The organism is Streptomyces kurssanovii (genome assembly GCF_040677245.1).
In the GTDB taxonomy this organism is placed as follows: domain Bacteria; phylum Actinomycetota; class Actinomycetes; order Streptomycetales; family Streptomycetaceae; genus Streptomyces; species Streptomyces kurssanovii.
The window spans coordinates 1-17,212 of record NZ_JBFAQK010000033.1 but is presented as its reverse complement, the minus strand read 5'-3'; the positions used below and the strand labels follow the sequence as shown (position 1 = coordinate 17,212).

Genomic DNA, 17,212 nt, shown 5'->3' with positions numbered 1-17,212 from the left:
CATCGAGATCATCGGGTAAGGTAAGGCTTACCTGCTAACGATCGCGATTCGGTGGTCCCCAGCATGACCCTTCCTGCACTGATGCCCGGCCTCACCTCCCCCGTGACGGACGCCTACGCGCGCCTCGCCGAGGTCTTTCCCGGGCTGCGCGTGAAGGAGCTGACGGACGAGGGACGCGCGCCCGACGGCGTCGGCTGGGTCCGGGCGGCGGACCTGGCGGCAGGCGGCGCTCCGCTCGACGCCTTCCTCGCCTGGGACAACGCCCAGGTGCTCCGGGACTACGGACAGCAGGCCCGTCCCGACGTCGTCGCGAGCTTCGGCCTGCACCGCTACGCCTGGCCCGCCTGCCTCCTGGTCACCGTCCCCTGGTTCCTGGTGCGCAGGGTGCCGCGGGTCCCGGTCGAGGACGTCGCCTTCCAGCGTGCGCTGGGTCACATGACGGTACGGATCCGGGAGTTCGCCTGCCTGCCGGACGACCCCGCCGCGAACCTGCCCGGCGCCCGCGTCGTACCGGACGAGGAAGCGCTGCGTGACGAGGTCCGGGCGGCCGTCGCCGAGCACATCGGACCGGTCCTCGACGGCTTCGGAGCCCGGATGCGCCGCGGCAAGCGCGCCCTGTGGGGGATGGCGACCGACGAGATCGTCGAGGGCCTGTGGTACGTCGCCCACCTCCTCGGTGAGGAGCGCCGCGCGGTGGCCGAGCTCGAGCAGCTGCTGCCGGGCGCGACCAAGCCGTACGTGGGCACCGCCGGGTTCCGCGAGCTGACCGGTCCGAACGGCGAAGCGCTGCCGACCCGCGACCGGGCCAGCTGCTGCCTGTTCTACACGCTGCGGCCGGAGGACACCTGTGTCACCTGCCCGCGCACCTGCGACGCCGACCGGGTCGCCCGCCTTCAACAGACCTCGTGATTCCACGCCACCTTTTCGAGTGGCATGAATTCGAACGCAACTCGCGTTGTTCAGGCGTCAGTTCGAGCAGATCGCACCTATTCGCGTACGGGACGGCCCCATTGGCGTTCTCTTGCTCGGAAAGCCCCTGGGTGTCCCCCGCGTTCGGCAATATGGCGGCCGAAACGCCCTACCGCGATGCAAGGGACACCGCACATGAGACTGACCGACATATCGCTGGACTGGCTGCTTCCGGGCGCCGTGATGATCCTGGGAGTCCTGGCGGCGGTGGCGGTGCTCGCGCGCGGCAAGCGCGCCGGTGACAAGGCCGCGGCCGATGACTCGTGGGAGCGCAGCGAGGAGCGCCGCAGGCGCAAGGAGGCCGTCTACGGAACCGCCTCGTACGTACTCCTCTTCTGCTGCGCCGCCGTCGCGGCGGCACTCTCCTTCCACGGCCTTGTGGGCTTCGGCCGGCAGAACCTGAACCTGACCGGCGGCTGGGAGTACCTGGTGCCGTTCGGCCTCGACGGGGCGGCCATGTTCTGCTCCGTCCTCGCCGTACGGGAGGCCAGCCACGGTGACGCCGCCCTCGGCTCCCGGCTCCTGGTGTGGACGTTCGCGGGCGCGGCGGCCTGGTTCAACTGGGTGCACGCGCCCAGGGGCCTCGACCACGCGGGCGCACCGCAGTTCTTCGCGGGCATGTCGCTGTCCGCCGCCGTCCTGTTCGACCGGGCACTGAAGCAGACCCGCCGGGCGGCGCTGCGTGAGCAGGGGCTGGTGCCCCGGCCGCTGCCGCAGATCCGGATCGTACGGTGGCTGCGGGCGCCCAGGGAGACCTTCGCGGCCTGGTCGCTGATGCTCCTCGAGGGCGTGCGGACCCTGGACGAGGCGGTCGACGAGGTACGCGAGGACCGCCGGCAGAAGCAGCAGAACCGGATGCGCCGACGCGACCGGGAGAAGCTGGAGCGCGCCCAGATCAGGGCCCTCAACCGGCAGCACCGCAACTGGGGGCTGGGCCGGGCGGTCCGAGGGTCGCAACTGCCCGCCCTCGGACCGGCCACGGGCGGCTCCCAGCAGCCGGGGAACTCGTCCTCGTCCGTCGTGGAGCCCGTCATAGCGGAGCCCGGACAACTGCCCGTGCGGACACGGCCGTCGCTCCAGGCCCTGAAGCCGGCCGGCTCCGAACCGGTCACGGTCGACCTCACGGCCGAGGACGACACCCAGGCCCTGCCGCGTCTCGACTCCCTGGAGCGCAAACTCAAGGATCTGGAGCAGCAGTTCGGCTGACCGGTGCCGGACGCGGGAGCGGCCCGCTGGCGGACCCGGCAGGCTCCCTGGCAGGGTCCTTGGCAGGCGTTCGGCCGGGGCCTACCACGGGAGCCGCCGGTCAGCGGCCTCTGGCCCAGGGCCGCTGGTCAGGCCGCCCCCGCGTGCAGCTCGAACCAGATCACCTTGCCCACTCCTTGGGCCGTACGCACGCCCCACGCGTCGGCCAGGCGCTCCACCAGGACCAGCCCCCTGCCACCCGTACCGAGGTCGGCGTTCGGTATGTCCCGCACGGGCAGTCCTGCCATGAAGTCCTGGACCTCCACATGGAGTCGCGCGTCCTCGACGGTGGCCGTCACCACCGCTCCGTGGTCGGTGTGGATCAGGGCGTTGGTCACCAGCTCGCTGGCGAGCAGCTCGGCCACGTCGGCCGCGTCCGCCGCGCCGTCCTCCGCCCGCTCCGGCCACTTGCCCAGCAGGTCGCGTAACGCATGCCGCACTTCGGGCACGGCCGTGAGATCGCCGTTGCCGAGTCTGCGATGCAGCCGGCCCCGGACCGCGCCCCCGTGACGTCCAGTCATCTTCCCCCACCCACATCGGAACGAGTTTCGGCTTCGTAGCGTCACCGGATGCATGCCCCGCCCGGGGGACACCACTCATGCCGATTTCGTCAGTTCCCCGGCCGAACGCCGATGTGCGGGGCCGCGCACCGCCGTCAGGGCGGTCGCCGCGAGGCGTTCACATGCCCGGTGAGCGGCACGGACGCCGCGCCCGTCGGTCCGCCGGCCGGCGACGACATGCCGATGGCCGGATACGCGCGCTCCACCGGTTCTCGTCCCGGCGACCGGCCGCGCTGGACGGGCGCTTGTCCCGGGCCGCCCGCGGCCGGCGGCGTTGCGCGGTCAGGGCCTCGGCACGTTCCGCAGGTTCGAGCGGGCCATCTGCACCATCCGGCCCACCCCGCCGTCCAGCACGATCTTGCTGGCCGACAGGGCGAAACCGGTCACCATCTCGGCGCTGATCTTCGGCGGGATGGAGAGCGCGTTGGGATCGGTGACGATGTCGACCAGCGCCGGGCCCTTGTGCTTGAAGGCGTCCTTGAGCGCGCCCGCGAGCTGCTTGGGCTTCTCCACCCGCACCCCGTAGGCGCCGGCCGCTCGGGCGACCGCCGCGAAATCCGGGTTGCGGTAGGCGGTGCCGAAGGACGGCAGGCCCGCGACCAGCATCTCCAACTCCACCATCGACAACGACGAGTTGTTGAACAGTACGATCTTCACCGGCAGGTCGTACTGGACCAGGGTGAGGAAGTCGCCCATCAGCATGGTGAACCCGCCGTCGCCCGACATGGAGACGACCTGCCGGTTGCGGTCGACGAACTGGGCGCCGATGGCCTGCGGCAAGGCGTTCGCCATCGAGCCGTGGCTGAAGGAACCGATGATGCGGCGGCGGCCGTTGGGTGAGATGTAGCGGGCGGCCCATACGTTGCACATGCCGGTGTCCACGGTGAACACGGCGTCGTCGTCGGCCAGTTCGTCCAGGACGGCCGCGACGTACTCGGGATGCACCGGGACGTGCTTGTCGACCTTGCGGGTGTAGGCCTTGACCACGCCCTCGAGGGCGTCGGCGTGCTTCTTCAGCATTTTGTCCAGGAACCGGCGGTTCGTCTTGGCCCGCACCTTGGGGGTGAGGCAGCGCAGGGTCTCGCGCACGTCGCCCCACACGGCAAGGTCCAGCTTGGAGCGGCGGCCGAGATGCTCCGGCCTGACGTCGACCTGTGCGATCTTGACGTCGTCCGGGAGGAAGGCGTTGTACGGGAAGTCCGTGCCGAGCAGGAGGAGCAGATCGCACTCGTGGGTGGCCTCGTAGGCGGCGCCGTAACCGAGCAGGCCGCTCATGCCCACGTCGTAGGGGTTGTCGTACTGGATCCACTCCTTGCCGCGGAGCGCATGACCGACGGGCGACTTGATGCGCTCCGCGAACTGCATGACCTCGGCGTGCGCGCCCGCCGTGCCGCTGCCGCAGAAGAGCGTGACACGCTCCGCGTCGTCGATCATCCGGACCAGCCGGTCGATCTCCGCGTCGCCGGGGCGGGCGGTGGGGCGGGTCGTGACCAGGGCGTGCTCGATGGACTTCTCCGGCGCCGGGCGGTCCGCGATGTCGCCCGGCAGCGACACCACGCTCACCCCGCCGCGGCCGACGGCGTGCTGGATCGCCGTCTGCAGCAGCCGGGGCATCTGCTGCGGGCTGGAGATCAGCTCGCTGTAGTGGCTGCATTCCCGGAACAGCTGGTCGGGATGGGTCTCCTGGAAATAGCCGAGGCCGATCTCGCTGGAGGGGATGTGCGAGGCGAGAGCGAGGACGGGCGCCATGGAGCGGTGCGCGTCGTACAGGCCGTTGATGAGGTGCAGGTTGCCGGGCCCGCAGGAGCCGGCGCAGGCGGCCAGCCTGCCGGTGATCTGGGCCTCCGCGCCGGCCGCGAACGCCGCGGCCTCCTCGTGCCTGACCTGGATCCAGTCGATGCCCGCGGTGCGGCGGACGGCGTCGACGACGGGGTTGAGGCTGTCGCCGACGACGCCGTAGAGCCGCTGGACTCCTGCGCGGACGAGGATGTCGACGAACTGCTCCGCCACGTTCTTCCTGGCCATGGGGTGCGCGCCCTTTCTCCGTGGAGGTCCTGGACGTCCGCGGGACGTCCGCCCGGGCCCCTCCCGTACGTCGGGGCCCGTCGCTCCATCAACCCATGGCCGGGCCGGTCGCGCCCGTGCGGTTACGCCTGCGCGGTCATGCCTGCGCGGTCATGCCTGCGCGGTCATGCCTCCCACACGGCCACCGCCGTCCGGTCGTCGGCGTAGCCCTTCACCCTGAGCTGTGTGTCGGCGAGGAACTGCGCCAACCCGGGCGGCTCGGGACCGCGCCAGCGCTCGGCGAGCTCCTTCGCGAGCGCCGCCTCGCCGCGCACCGGGGCCGCGAGGCCCGGGCTGCACAGCAGCAGCGTGTCACCCGGACGGGCCACCGACGCACGGAAGCGGAACGGCTCGGCCACCGGGGGCGGCGGGGCCTCGATGTACGGCGCCGGGCCCGTGGGGATGCCGAGGTCCATGGTGAGCCGGTCACCGTCGGGCGTGGCCTCCGGCACGGCGGACCCGAAACCGACGACGGGTGCGCCGGTGACGTCGGCCCGGTCGGGTACGGGCGGCTCGAGATCCTGCCAGGCGCCGTCACGCAGCCGGAACAGTCCCCCGGCGCCGACGCCGAAGAAGACGCGGGTGCGGCAGGCGGGATCGGCGGAGAGCAGCAGACACCGCAGCCCCGCCGTGTACGCCTCCGGCTCCACACCGAGCTCGGCGGCGCGGGCGCGGAGCCTGCCCAGGCTGCGGTCGGTGAGCCGGTGCAGCCCGGACTTGAGGTCCCCGCGCCGGCCGGCCCTTATGTCCTCGGCCAGCCGGGCGTGACTGCGGCCGACGGCACGTCCGATCCACCGGCAGGCGTCGGCGGCGGCGAGGTGCGCGGTGTCCGACCCGCGGATCCCTCCGGCGACGGCGACGAGCACCAGCGCGGCGTGCCCGGTGCCGAACCGGGCCGTGAGCAGGGCGTCGCGGCGCGGCTCGCCACGGAAACGCGCGGAGTCGCCCCGCACAGAGGCGGCCCGCAGCGTGTACGTGCCGTACCTGGCGCCGTCGAGCACCGTGTCGGCGACAAGCCGGTCCAGTGCGTCCGCCTCGGCGGCGGGCAGCGCGGTCGGCTCCGCGTCGTAGGTGGGCGGCCCGTCGCCGACGACACCGCCGCGCGGCGCCTGCGCGGGCACGACCACCCGCGGCGCCGCCGCGGACCCGGGTGCGTCGCCCCCGGGCGACGCGGGCGGGGAACCCACCGGATTCCCGCCCCCGGCGGAGCCCGGGCGACGTGGCGGCCCGCCCTCCCGGGACGGCGGACCGCCATCGGCGCGGGCCGCGGGCGCGGCCCCTCCACGCGGATCACTCCCGGCGGCTGCGGACGCCTGCGCGGGCCCGTCCGGGCGCGTCGACGCGTCACCGGCGCCCGTACCGCCCGCACGGGACGGCGGGCCTCCGGCGGAACCGGCCGCCACCGGCGTGCCGGTACCGGCGCCTTCCGCGCGGGACGAGTCCTGCTGCGGCGGCGCACCTGCTCCCGTACCGCCCCCACGGGACGCCGGGCCTTCGGCGAATCGGTCCGCGCCGGCGGAACCGGACGCCGCTGGCGCACCGTCACGCGGATCGCCACCCACGGCCGACAGCGCCGGCCCGTCCGGCCGCGGCGGCGCGCCGTCACGCGGATCGCCACCCATGGCCGATTGCGGCTGCTCCGGACCGGCCGGCCGGGGTGGGGGCTCCGTGGGCGCGGGCCGGGGCGGGCTGAGCGGCGGGTTCGTGGGCGGGGGCGGGGCGGCGGCCGATCCGCGTGGGTCTTCACCGGCCGGCGCGGCACCGGGGCCGGGGGCAGGCAGTCGGGTCGCCGAGGCGGGCGGCTCGTGGTGGACAGGCGGGACGAAGCCGCCGTCCGTGGCTGCGTCCGCCGCGCCCGGCGGCTCGTTATGCATGCCGTCGTCAGGCCGCAGGGCCTCGCCGGGTAAGCGCGTCGCCGGGGCGGGCGGCGGAAGGGCCACCGACTCGTCCCCGATGGCGGGTCCGCGCGTCGCGGGAGACGGCGGATCGCCCGCCGGGCGGGCGGGGGCCGAAGGGGCCCGCGCCGGGTCGTCGGCCGCGGGGCCGTCGCCAAGGACGCCCCGGTCCCCGACGCGCCCCGCGGGCGGTGGCGGTGGGCGGTCCCACCAGGCGTGCGGGCGGGTGGTCACCGTGCCCGATGCCGAGTCGAAGCGGTCGTCCAGGGAATCGGCGGACTCGGTCGGGCGGCCGGTGTCCGGGGCGGAGTCGTCGTACAGCCGGCTCCACCAGTCGTCCTCGGTGGTAGGCCTGTTGGGCCTGTCCCCCTGCTCACTCATGCCCCTATTGTCGACCGCACTCAGGGCCAGAAAACGGGCATTGACGAAAAGACACCCGCCGAAGGTCCGCCGGGCGGCCCAACCCCCCACGGGAAGGACGCCCGGCGGACCGGTCGTGATCGGCGCGTCTGCGCGTCAGCGCACCGCGTAGGCGTCGACCACGAGCTGGGTGACGGAATTGCCGTGGGCGTCCGTCAGTTCGGTTCTCAGGGTGACCGCCTTGGCGGACGCGCCCGCGTGGTCCACGGTCGCGTTCCAGGCGCCGTCGCCCTGTCGTTCGGTGGCCGCCCCGGTCCAGGTCTGTCCGCCGTCGTACGAGTACGACAGCTTCGCGGCGGTGAGTGCGCCCGGCCGGTAACCGGCGTGCCCCGTGGCGCTCAGGCCGATCCGCAGTCCGTCGCTCGCGGCGACGGTCTTGAGGCCGTCCTCGGGGAGTTCGTAGCCCGGGAAGAGGAGCGGGATGCCCTGGGAGTACACGTTCTCGTCGAGCTTCGAACGGAATTTCCAGGTCGTCTCCAGACGGGTGGACCGCTTCCAGACGGCGGCCGGCGAGCCGATCTTCATCGTCATCAGGGTCAGTTCGTAGGCGGCGTCGCCGGCGGGGACCTCGTAGACACCGAACGGGTACGGTGTCCGGCCGATCTCCTCGCCGTCGCGGACCAGCCGGGTGTTGCCGATGTCGCCGAACGACCCTGCCGCGCCCACGTGTTCGCTGTCGCGCCAGAACGCGGGGGCCACTCCGACGAGGTTGCCCTGACGCTCGGCCGCGAGGGCCTGCTCCCCTGTCGCGTCGAGGGGCGCGGCCGGGGCGAGGACGCCGCCGTACCAGCTCTCCTCGCGCCGTTCGCCGGGCTTGTACGTGCGGGCCGGGTCGGACATGAGCTCGCCCCAGGGGAAGCTGGAGGAGACGTGGTGCTCCCACCGCGTGTCACCGGGGGTGTAGAACTCGGCGCGTTCGCCGGGCGCCGGCACCAGGTCGACGCCGGAGACGGACGCCTGGATGCCGCTCGGGCTGTGCGCGACGACGACGTCCCGGTAGTCTGCGGCGACGCCCATCGCGCGGTACCTGCTGTCGTTCCTGGCGAGCTTCGTGTCGCGTACCCGGTAGGCGCGGTCGGAGGCGACCGGGCCGTGCTCGGGGAAGCTCAGGTTGTAGACGTACGGGCTCTTGGCGGTGGCCTTCCAGCGCAGGGAGACCGGGCCGTCGGCCAGCCGCTCGAGCAGGAGTCGCGCCTCCGCGGCCTCGATGCCGATGACCGGGTGCGGGGCGGTGCCGAAGCCGGTGGAGGGCAGGTACCGGCCGGGCGCGTCGCGGTGCGCGACGACGGCGAGCGCGCCGGCCGCCTTGGCGTTGCGTGCCGCGATCGCGGCTCCCGTGCCGCCGTCCGGGACGTGCACGAGGGCGAACTTGCCCTTGACGCCCGCCGCTTCGAGTTCCGCCGGCGTGCCGGTGCCCGCGTCGACGATCTCCGCGGTGCCGGTGCCGTCGAGGTTGACCGATCCGGTGCTCGCGGCGACGGCACGCAGTCGCGGGCCGCCCTCGACGGTGAGCTCCTCGATCAGCGGAGCGTAGGCGCGCCAGTAGCTGGCGAACTCGAAGTCGCCGTCCTTCGCCCGGCCTTGGACGTCGGCGTAGAAGCCGGTGACCGCGCGGCCGCCGCTGATCGTGCCGGAGTGCAGCCAGGTGTCGTCCCAACTGCGGGCGAAGCCGAGCGTTCCGACGCGGACCTCGGAGCTGCGGTCGGTCTCGACGCTCAGCCGGTGCGCCTTGCGCGCGTCGAGCACGACGGTCGCGTCCTTCGTCAGTTCGATCTCGGGGCGGCCGAGGTAACTGACGGTGCCGTCGCCGGAGGTGACGAAGGAGGAGAGGAGGTACGAGCCGGGGCGGAGCCGGTAGACCTGGTCGGTGGCGCCGTCGTTGAAGCGGCGTTCGCCTGTCGCGTCGTCGGTTCCGATGACGTCCAGCGAGGACGATCCGGCCGCGGGCGCGCCCTCGCGGTCGACGAGCTTGACGCGCAGGGCGACCGTTTCCGGCTGCACGTACAGCGAGAACGGCGTGGACACGGCGGCGCCGTCACCGGTGGCGACGACGCGGCCGGTGATGTCCCCGTACTGGGCGCGTCCGATGCGCGCCGACGGGTCCAGGGTCAAGGGGACCTCGACGGTCGCGCCGGCGGGGACGGTCACCGAACGCGCACCGAGCCTGGCGATACCGGTGCGGACGGGCGAGCCGTCGTTGCCGGTCACGTTCCGCACGGCCAGGTCGAGGCGTACGGGCTTGTCGCCGCTGTTGGTGTAGGGGATCCGGACGGTGGTCCGGTCGCTGTCGTCCTGCGGCCAGTTGAAGGTGCCGCCCTGGACGGCGGGCGCGCCGGTCACGGTCGTGTCGACGGCCGCCTTCACATCGAGCCGGCCGCCGCCGGTCTCGCGTACGTCGCCGGGGACGGACGACTTGGCGGAGGACACCAGCGCGGCCTTGATCTGCTGCGCGCTCCAGTCGGGGTGGCGCTGCTTGACGACGGCCGCGGCGCCGGCGACGTGCGGGGTGGCCATGGAGGTGCCGGACATCGACCGGTACGCGTACGGGCCCCGGCCGCCCGCCGCGGCGGCCGAGACGGCGACGCCGGGCGCGGCGATCTCGGGCTTCAGCGTGTGGGAGACGATCGCGGGTCCCCGGCTGGAGAACCGGGCCGTGCTGTCGTCGCGGTCGACGGCGCCGACCGTGAGGACGCCGGGCACGCAGCCGGGCGACGAGACGGTGTTGTGCGACGGGCCCGCGTTGCCGGCGGCGACGACGAACAACGTGCCCTCGGTGCGGGCGAGTTCCTCGGCCGCGGTGCTCATCGGGTCGGTGCAGTCGGTCGGCTGCGGACTGCCGAGGCTCATGGAGACGACGTCGGCCTTCTGGTCGACGGCCCACTGCATGCCGGCGATGATCCAGGACTCCGCGCCGTTGCCGTAGTCGTTCAGGACCTTGCCGCTGAGCAGCTCGGCGCCGGGGGCGACGCCCTCGTTCCTGCCGCCGCTCGCGGCGCCGGACCCGCCGACGGTGGAGAGCGTGTGGGTGCCGTGCCCATGGCTGTCGCCGGCGGTGTCGGAGTCGGTGAAATTCTCCGCGGCGGTCACCCGGCCCTTGAGGTCGGGGTGTTCGGCGTCGACGCCGGTGTCGAGCACGGCGACCTTGGTGCCCTTGCCGTCGTATCCGGCGGCCCAGGCGAGGTCGGCGGCGACCTGCTGGGTGGAGCGGTCGAGGGTGGCCTCGACCTTGCGGTCCAGCCACAGCTTCTTCAGCCCGGCGGCCGAACGGGACCGGGTGTTCGTGACGTCCGCCCAGAAGTCGGCGGCCTGCTTCTTGTCGGCCTTGAGGGCGACTCCGCCGACGGCGTCCAGGACGAGACCGCGCTTCGCGCCGCGCGGGACGGCCGGGGCGGAGCGGGCCACGTCGCCGCCGTAGGTGGCTATCAGCGGCAGTGCCGCGGTGTGCGCGTCGTCGTAGCCCTGGCGGACCAGCCCGGTGACGTTGAAGAGCTGCTCGTCGACGGTGCCGGCCGCCAGCGCGGCGACGGCGTCCTCCGGGTAGACGTACAGGTCGTGACCCGAGCGGCGGGTCTGCGTCGTGGCCGTGGTGCCGTCGGGGCGCGGCAGTACGGTGGCGGACGGCGCGCCAGAGGCGTCCCGGCCGACGAGGACGCGGTCCCCGGTCACGAGCGTGACCGTGACCGGTCGCTCCCCTTGCCGTGCGGCGGCCTCGCTGCCGGCCAACGGTCTCTTCTCGGTCGCCTCGTCCTGCGGCCCTGCGGCCGCCGACGGTGCGATCGCCGTGACGGCCAGCACGGCGGCTGTTGCCGCCCCCAGTGCCGTACGCGATATCGGGCGCATCGCTCTCCCCATCTGAATCCGGCCACAAAAGGACACAAAGGCCCCGTTGCCGGAGGCTGTTGGTGCTGCGGTGGCGGCCACATTGGCAGAGCGGCGGCCGATGCGGGGATGATGTCCGAGGCGGGTTCACGCCGTGGCCGATTTCCGCCACGGCGGCCGACAGGCGCATGTCCGGGGAGGGTTTCCGTGCTGGGAGCGATAGGGCTCGACGAAAGACAGGAGTCGGCGTACCGCGCGCTGGTGGCGCTCGGGGCCGCGGAGATCTCCGATCTCGCACACCGGCTGGCGATGCCGGAGCCGGAAACGGAGCGGGCCCTGCGCCGGCTGGAGCAGCAGGGGCTGGCCGCGCAGTCGTCCGCGCGCACCGGCCGCTGGGTGGCGGCGCCGCCCGGTGTGGCGCTCGGCGCCCTGCTGACGCAGCAGCGGCACGAACTGGAGCAGGCGGAGCTGGCGGCGGCGCTGCTCGCCGAGGAGTACCGGGCGGAGTCCGACGAGCCGGCCGTCCACGACCTGGTCGAGGTGGTGACCGGTGCGAGTGCCGTGGTGCACCGCTTCGGGCAGCTTCAGCTCGGCGCGACGGAGGAGGTCTGCGCGCTCGTCACCGGCACCCCCATCGCCGTCAGCGGTATGGACAACGACGCCGAGGAGAACGCCACGTCCAGGGGCGTGACCTACCGGGTCGTGCTGGAACGCGAGGTGCTGACGAAGCCGCACGGCATCACCGAGCTGTCGGCGGCCCTGAGCCGTGACGAGCAGGTCCGGGTGGTCGACCGGGTGCCGACGAAGCTCGTCATCGCCGACCGCACCCTCGCGATGGTGCCCCTGACCGGCCGCGGCGCGGAACCCGCCGCGCTCGTCGTCCACGCGAGCGGACTGCTGGAGTCGCTGATGGGCCTCTTCGAGGCGGTCTGGCGCGAGGCGCTCCCCCTGCGGCTGGGGGCGCGCGGCATCGAGGAGGACGTCTTTGGCCCGGACACCACGGACCTGGAGATCCTCTCGCTCCTCCTGGCCGGCATGACCGACGCGAGCGTCGCCAAGCAGCTGGACCTGGGGCTGCGGACCGTGCAGCGCCGGGTCAAGGGGCTGATGGAACTCACCGGCGTGACCACCCGCCTCCAGCTGGGCTGGCACGCCTACGCGAAGGGCTGGGTGGCGCGCGACCTGCACGACCGCCTCTGATCCTGCACGCTTGGCATGTGGGCGTATGGCAGCTCCTCATGGTCGGCGGGGTGATGCTGCTGGGTCTCCTCGGGGTGATCGTCCCGGGTGTCCCGGGGCCGTGGCTGGTGTGGGCCGCGATGCTCTGGTGGTCCCTGCACGTACAGACGGGCCTGGCGTGGTTCCTGCTCGTCGGCGCGACGGCGGTCCTGCTCATCATCCAGGTCGTCGTCTGGCTGCTGCCCAACCGCCGGCTGCGCGGCCTCGGCATCACCCGCCGGATGGCCGCGTCCGCGGGCCTCGGGGCCCTGGCCGGCTTCTTCCTGCTTCCCGTCATCGGCGCGGTGCCGGGCTTCGTGGGCGGCATCTACGGCTCGGAACGCCTCCGGCTGGGCGGCCACGGCCCGGCGATGGCCTCGACCCGCGCGGTGATGCGCGCGGCGGGCACGAGCGTGCTGGTGGAGCTCATGGGGTGCCTCCTCGTGGTGGGGGCGTGGGTCGGGGCGGTGCTGGCGGGCGGGTGACCGGGGCTTCGCCTCGCGAAGAGCCCCCGGTGGTTCGCCAGGCCCGGGCCTGGCGGACCCCCGGCGGGGACGTCGATCCGGCGGCCACGCCGCGTGTGGGGACGGTGGCCGCTGCGCGGGGCCTGTTCCCCACCCCGCCCCTTCCCGAAACCGGGGCGAGCCCCGGACCCCATGGGGTGCCCCTGGAGTCCCCCTTCCAGGAAAATGTTTCTGTCGGGGCTGACGCCCCCACACCCCTCGCAGCGGCAGCTCCGCGCCGAAGAGCCCCCGGGGCCTCCCGGGCGCCGCTAACGCCGGGGGCGGCCGGACCGACGGGCACGGCGATCCGACCGCCCCCACCGACCGGGACCACGCCGGGCCACGCCACGCCCGAGGACGCCGCACCCGCGGCCCGGCCAGGAGAGGCCCGAAACGCCACCCCCGGCCCGGACCGCGCCCGCGGCCCGGCCAGGAGAGGCCCGAAACGCCACCCCCGGCCCGGACCGCCCGAGGCGCCACCCCAGGCCGGGCCGTGCCCGGGTCAGCGGATGCGGCCCCGTTTGGCCTCCATCGCCGCCCGGCCCTGCGCGCCCTTCAGTTTCCAGTCGCGCCGGATCTCCGCCCGCAGCCTCGCGTCCGTCTTGGCCACGATCCGCTGGTTCTCGCGGATCAGCTTGCGGTAGCTGTCGAGCCGGCGCTCCGGCAGTGTGCCGTCCTCGATCGCGCCGAGCACGGCGCAGCCGGGCTCCGCCTCGTGTGCGCAGTCGTGGAAACGGCACTGCGCGGCGAATTCCTCGATCTCGGAGAACACCTGGTGCACGCCGGCTTCGGCGTCCCAGAGCCCGACGCCCCGCAGCCCCGGCGTGTCGATGAGGACTCCGCCTCCGGGAACGACGAGCAGGTTGCGCGTGGTGGTGGTGTGCCGGCCTTTGCCGTCGACGTCACGGGTGGCCTGGACGTCCATGACGTCCTCGCCGAGGAGCGCGTTGGCGAGGGTGGATTTGCCGGCTCCGGAGACGCCGAGCAGCACGCTGGTGCCGCCGGACACGATGGCGGTGAGGATCTCGACGCCTTCGCCGGTGGTGGAGCTGACGGGGATCACCTGGACGCCGGGCGCGGTGGTCTCGACGTCCTGTACGAGGTAGGACAGCCCGGTGACGTCGGGGACGAGGTCGGCCTTGGTGAGGGCGATCAGCGGCTGCGCCCCGCTTTCCCACGCCAGGGCGAGGAAGCGTTCGATCCGGCCGAGGTCGAGTTCGACGGCGAGCGAGACGCAGATGACGATGTGGTCGATGTTGGTGGCGAGCACCTGGCCTTCCGACCGCTTGGACGACGTCGACCGCACGATCGCGGTGCGCCGCGGCAGGAGGGTCCGTACGAACCGGGGGTCGCCGTCGGGGTCGACGGCCACCCAGTCGCCGGTGCAGACGACCCGCATCGGGTCGCGGGGGGTGACGAACTCGGTGTCGGCGCGCAGGAGACCGTGCGGCGTGACCAGGTCGCACTGGCCGCGGTCGACGCGTACGACACGGCCGGGCAGCAGCCCTTGGGTTGCGTACGGTGCGAACTCGGCTTCCCAGGCCGGGTCCCACCCGTACGGGGCGAGCGTGTCCTGGGCGGCAGAGGTGGTGGAAGACGTGTGGGACAGGGTGTTGGACAAGGGGAACCCTTCGAAGGGCGGCCCCGGCAGCGCGCGCTCCGCGCGCGGACGTCGAGTGGGTGTCAGCCGGAGGCCACAGGGGTGGAAACGATGATGAACCTCTGAACGCGGGCAGCGCCCGCCACCGTGACAGTCATCAATGTCCTCACCTCCTGTTCGTCTTCTTCTCGACGAACCAACACTGTTCCGCCGGGCACGGCTCACTGCCGCGGCCCGGAACGAGCAGAACGATAGCGGCGCCCCTGGGCGGGGCGCCAGCGATTAATCCGGCCCGTCCTCGCGCGCCGGTTCCCGGCGTCCGGCGGCCTCGGGGCCGGCTTCGGATTCGGGGGCCGTCGACCTCGTCGCGCGGGTCGGAAATCGCCTTGACCGGCCGTTCGGCCCGGCAGTTGGATCGGCGCAGTCGGAGTGCGCCCACCACGGGGGACGTTGTGAACGACATCTTGATCTCCGGCGCGCTGGCCGGTTTCGGAATCGCCATGCCGGTCGGCGCAGTCACCGTCATGATCGTCACGCTCTCCGCGCAGACGTCGTTGCGTACGGGGCTCGCGGGCGCCATGGGGACGGCGACGGCCGACGGCCTGTACGCGCTGATCGCCGCGTTGACGGGTGCCGCGCTGGCCGGACTGCTCCGGCCCGTCGCGCAGCCCATGCGCTGGACGGCCGCGGTCGTGCTGCTCGCCCTCGCGGCGAAGGGACTGGTGGACGCCGTCCGCCGGTCCCTCGACACCGGGTCGGTACAGCGGGTCGAGGAGAGACGGCCGCTCGTCGTCTACTGGCAGTTCCTGGGGCTCACTGTCCTCAACCCGCTGACCATCGTCTATTTCTCCGCACTGGTGTTGGCGCTCCGCGACGACGACCGGCCTGCGACGGGTGGCTTGTTGTTCGTCGCCGCCGCGTTCGCCGCGTCGGCCGCCTGGCAGGCGCTGCTCGCCGTCGGCGGGGCGCTGGTCGGCCGTGTTCTCACCAGCGACAAGGGCCGTCTGGGCACGGCGCTCATCGGCAACGGGCTGATCATCTTCCTGGCGGCCCGTCTGATGTTCAGCGGCTGATCAGCCCGCGGCGGGCGGGCGCCCGGTCCGGGTCCACTCGAGGAGTTCGTCCGCCGTCCAGGTGTTGATCACCCGCTCCGCCGGCACCCCGCACTCCTCCGCGCGGGCGCAGCCGATGATCTGCCAGTCGAGCTGTCCTGGCGCGTGGGCGTCGGTGTCGACGGCGAAGAGGACGCCCTTCTGCACGGCGTGGCGCAGCAGCCTTCGCGGTGGATCGCGGCGTTCGGGGCGGCTGTTGATCTCCAGGGCGGTGCTGTGCTCGGCGCAGGCGCCGAACACCTCGTCCGCGTCGAACCGCGACTCGGGCCGGGTGCCGCGGCCGCCGGTGACGAGTCGTCCGGTGCAGTGGCCGAGAACGTCGGTGAGCGGGTTCTCGACGGCGCGGACCATCCGCCGGGTCATCGCGGCGGGGTCCATGCGGAGTTTGGAGTGGACGGACGCGACGACGAGGTCGAGGCGGTCCAGGAGTTCGGGGTCCTGGTCCAGGCTGCCGTCGGGGAGGATGTCGCACTCGATGCCGGTGAGGAGCCTGAAGGGCGCCCACTCCTTGTTGAGTTCGGCCACGACGTCGAGCTGGGCGCGCAGCCGTTCCGCGGTGAGTCCTCCTGCGACGGTGAGGGTGGGCGAGTGGTCGGTGAGGACGGCCCACTCGTGGCCGAGCGCGGCTGCCGCACGGCCCATCTCGTCGATGGGGCTGCCGCCGTCCGACCAGTCGGAGTGCAGGTGGCAGTCACCGCGCAGCGCGGCGCGCAGGGTGCTGCCGCCGTCGGCGAGCGGCGCGCCTGCCTCGTCCTCGAGTCGCTGGAGATAGGCGGGGGTGCCGCCGGCGAGGGCCTCCTCGATCACCCGGGCGGTCTTGGGGCCGATTCCCTTGATCTTGACGAGTGTTCCGGCCTTGGCGTGGTCGGCGATCTCCCGCGCGTCGAGTTCGGCGAGGGCAGCGGCGGCCGTACGGAAGGCGCGTACGCGGTAGGTCTCCGCGAGTGAGCGTTCCAGGAGAAACGCCACCCGGTTCAGGGCCTCGACCGGTTCCATCGTCACCTCCCTGGGGTCCTCAGCTCAGTGAACCCCGATGCCGGCTGCTCGTCCAACGCGCAGCGACACAGGCGTGAACAGCGCCACACCTTTCAATCAACGGTTCAAGATTTCGCCAGCCTTATATTCAATTGATCAACAACCTGGAACGTCTTTCTTCGGCCGATTCGGTGAGCTACTGAACCGCTGGTCAGCATCCCCCACCCGGTCACCGCCTGCCCTCAGAGCATCACCTGAAGTGACCGAAACCGTGCACAGGGCCAAGCGTTCTTCACCGCGGTGAGTAAGACTCCCGTCCGATTTCCGAAACAACGACCCCAGGGAGTGTTCGAAATGCGGTACATCGCCAGAGGCCTCGCGCTCTCAGCCACCACCACGCTGGCTCTCGTCGCGGCGCCCGCCGTGGGCAGCGCGAACTCCGCGCAGCCCGGCCCGGACAGGCTGTACCCGCCGTCGGCCCTCGTGCTGACCGTCACGACAGGGGAAGACGCGTCGGCCGGAACGGTGCTGCGCGCGGTGACGCTGAGCTGCACGCCCACGGCGACCGGCACCCACCCCGCCGCGAACGCCGCCTGCGCCGAACTCCGCGCCGCGGAGGGCGCGTTCGACGCCATCACCACACGGGACCCGAGCGTCGTCTGCACCAAGCAGTGGGATCCGGTGACGGTGACCGTGGACGGCGTGTGGAACGGCACGCGCGTCGACTACGCCCACACCTTCGGCAACTCGTGCATCCGAAGCAGCGGCAGCGGCGTGCTCTTCGACTTCTGAGGCGGCCGGGGGGGGGCGGGGCGCCGGCCCGCGCCCGCAG

General features: G+C 72.9%; 12 protein-coding genes. 6 read left to right on the top strand and 6 right to left on the bottom strand.

The window, feature by feature from the left end:
• Positions 1-63 precede the first annotated feature (63 nt).
• A complete protein-coding gene (locus AB0K36_RS22230; RefSeq protein ID WP_364597058.1) occupies positions 64-909 on the top strand; it encodes a (2Fe-2S)-binding protein in 846 nt (281 codons plus the stop codon).
• A 195-nt stretch (positions 910-1,104) separates the two neighbouring features.
• Positions 1,105-2,175 carry a DUF2637 domain-containing protein gene (locus AB0K36_RS22225; RefSeq protein WP_364597055.1) on the top strand — a complete coding sequence of 357 codons (1,071 nt, stop codon included), beginning with the start codon at positions 1,105-1,107 and terminating at the stop codon, positions 2,173-2,175.
• A 128-nt stretch (positions 2,176-2,303) separates the two neighbouring features.
• Here AB0K36_RS22225 and AB0K36_RS22220 read toward each other — a convergent pair whose 3' ends face one another.
• The 4 genes from AB0K36_RS22220 to AB0K36_RS22205 all read right to left on the bottom strand — a co-directional run bounded on the left by AB0K36_RS22220 (position 2,304) and on the right by AB0K36_RS22205 (position 10,993).
• Positions 2,304-2,735 carry an ATP-binding protein gene (locus tag AB0K36_RS22220; RefSeq protein ID WP_189474944.1) on the bottom strand — a complete coding sequence of 144 codons (432 nt, stop codon included), beginning with the start codon at positions 2,733-2,735 and terminating at the stop codon, positions 2,304-2,306.
• Between the two features lie 321 nt (positions 2,736-3,056).
• Positions 3,057-4,799, bottom strand: coding sequence for a pyruvate dehydrogenase (locus tag AB0K36_RS22215; RefSeq protein ID WP_364597051.1), 1,743 nt, complete (start codon positions 4,797-4,799; stop codon positions 3,057-3,059).
• Positions 4,800-4,963: 164 nt separating this feature from the next.
• The gene (locus AB0K36_RS22210; RefSeq protein ID WP_435877908.1) at positions 4,964-6,025 is read right to left on the bottom strand and encodes a protein phosphatase 2C domain-containing protein; all 1,062 of its coding nucleotides are present in this window, start codon (positions 6,023-6,025) and stop codon (positions 4,964-4,966) included.
• A 1,224-nt stretch (positions 6,026-7,249) separates the two neighbouring features.
• Positions 7,250-10,993: a S8 family peptidase gene (locus tag AB0K36_RS22205; RefSeq protein WP_364597048.1), complete on the bottom strand. Its 3,744-nt coding sequence runs from the start codon at positions 10,991-10,993 to the stop codon at positions 7,250-7,252.
• A gap of 186 nt (positions 10,994-11,179) precedes the next feature.
• Here AB0K36_RS22205 and AB0K36_RS22200 point away from each other — a divergent pair, with 186 nt between their 5' ends.
• Positions 11,180-12,172 carry a helix-turn-helix domain-containing protein gene (locus tag AB0K36_RS22200; RefSeq protein ID WP_364597045.1) on the top strand — a complete coding sequence of 331 codons (993 nt, stop codon included), beginning with the start codon at positions 11,180-11,182 and terminating at the stop codon, positions 12,170-12,172.
• A gap of 17 nt (positions 12,173-12,189) precedes the next feature.
• On the top strand, positions 12,190-12,675 hold the full coding sequence (locus AB0K36_RS22195; protein ID WP_364597042.1) for a DUF456 domain-containing protein: 486 nt from the start codon (positions 12,190-12,192) through the stop codon (positions 12,673-12,675).
• A 520-nt stretch (positions 12,676-13,195) separates the two neighbouring features.
• Here the strand turns inward: AB0K36_RS22195 and rsgA are convergent.
• Positions 13,196-14,314, bottom strand: a complete 1,119-nt coding sequence (gene rsgA, locus AB0K36_RS22190) for a ribosome small subunit-dependent GTPase A (protein WP_364597040.1) — start codon at positions 14,312-14,314, stop codon at positions 13,196-13,198.
• Positions 14,315-14,745: 431 nt separating this feature from the next.
• Between rsgA and AB0K36_RS22185 the strand changes: the two genes are divergently transcribed.
• Complete coding sequence (locus AB0K36_RS22185; protein WP_364597037.1) at positions 14,746-15,366, top strand: LysE family transporter; 621 nt, start codon at positions 14,746-14,748, stop codon at positions 15,364-15,366.
• On the opposite strand, the gene AB0K36_RS22180 is transcribed toward AB0K36_RS22185, so the two are convergent.
• The gene (locus AB0K36_RS22180; RefSeq protein ID WP_364597034.1) at positions 15,367-16,401 is read right to left on the bottom strand and encodes a PHP domain-containing protein; all 1,035 of its coding nucleotides are present in this window, start codon (positions 16,399-16,401) and stop codon (positions 15,367-15,369) included.
• Positions 16,402-16,734: 333 nt separating this feature from the next.
• On the opposite strand from AB0K36_RS22180, the gene AB0K36_RS22175 reads away from it, so the two are divergent.
• Positions 16,735-17,172 (top strand): subtilase-type protease inhibitor, encoded by a 438-nt coding sequence (locus tag AB0K36_RS22175; protein ID WP_364597031.1) that lies wholly within the window; start codon positions 16,735-16,737, stop codon positions 17,170-17,172.
• Positions 17,173-17,212 lie beyond the last annotated feature (40 nt).

Coding starts and splice junctions, on each gene's coding strand:
- AB0K36_RS22220 (WP_189474944.1), bottom strand. CDS start 2,735: ATGACTGGACGTCACGGGGGCGCGGTCCGGGGCCGGCTGCATCGCAGA.
- AB0K36_RS22175 (WP_364597031.1), top strand. CDS start 16,735: ATGCGGTACATCGCCAGAGGCCTCGCGCTCTCAGCCACCACCACGCTG.
- AB0K36_RS22215 (WP_364597051.1), bottom strand. CDS start 4,799: ATGGCCAGGAAGAACGTGGCGGAGCAGTTCGTCGACATCCTCGTCCGC.
- AB0K36_RS22180 (WP_364597034.1), bottom strand. CDS start 16,401: ATGGAACCGGTCGAGGCCCTGAACCGGGTGGCGTTTCTCCTGGAACGC.
- AB0K36_RS22205 (WP_364597048.1), bottom strand. CDS start 10,993: ATGCGCCCGATATCGCGTACGGCACTGGGGGCGGCAACAGCCGCCGTG.
- AB0K36_RS22225 (WP_364597055.1), top strand. CDS start 1,105: ATGAGACTGACCGACATATCGCTGGACTGGCTGCTTCCGGGCGCCGTG.
- AB0K36_RS22230 (WP_364597058.1), top strand. CDS start 64: ATGACCCTTCCTGCACTGATGCCCGGCCTCACCTCCCCCGTGACGGAC.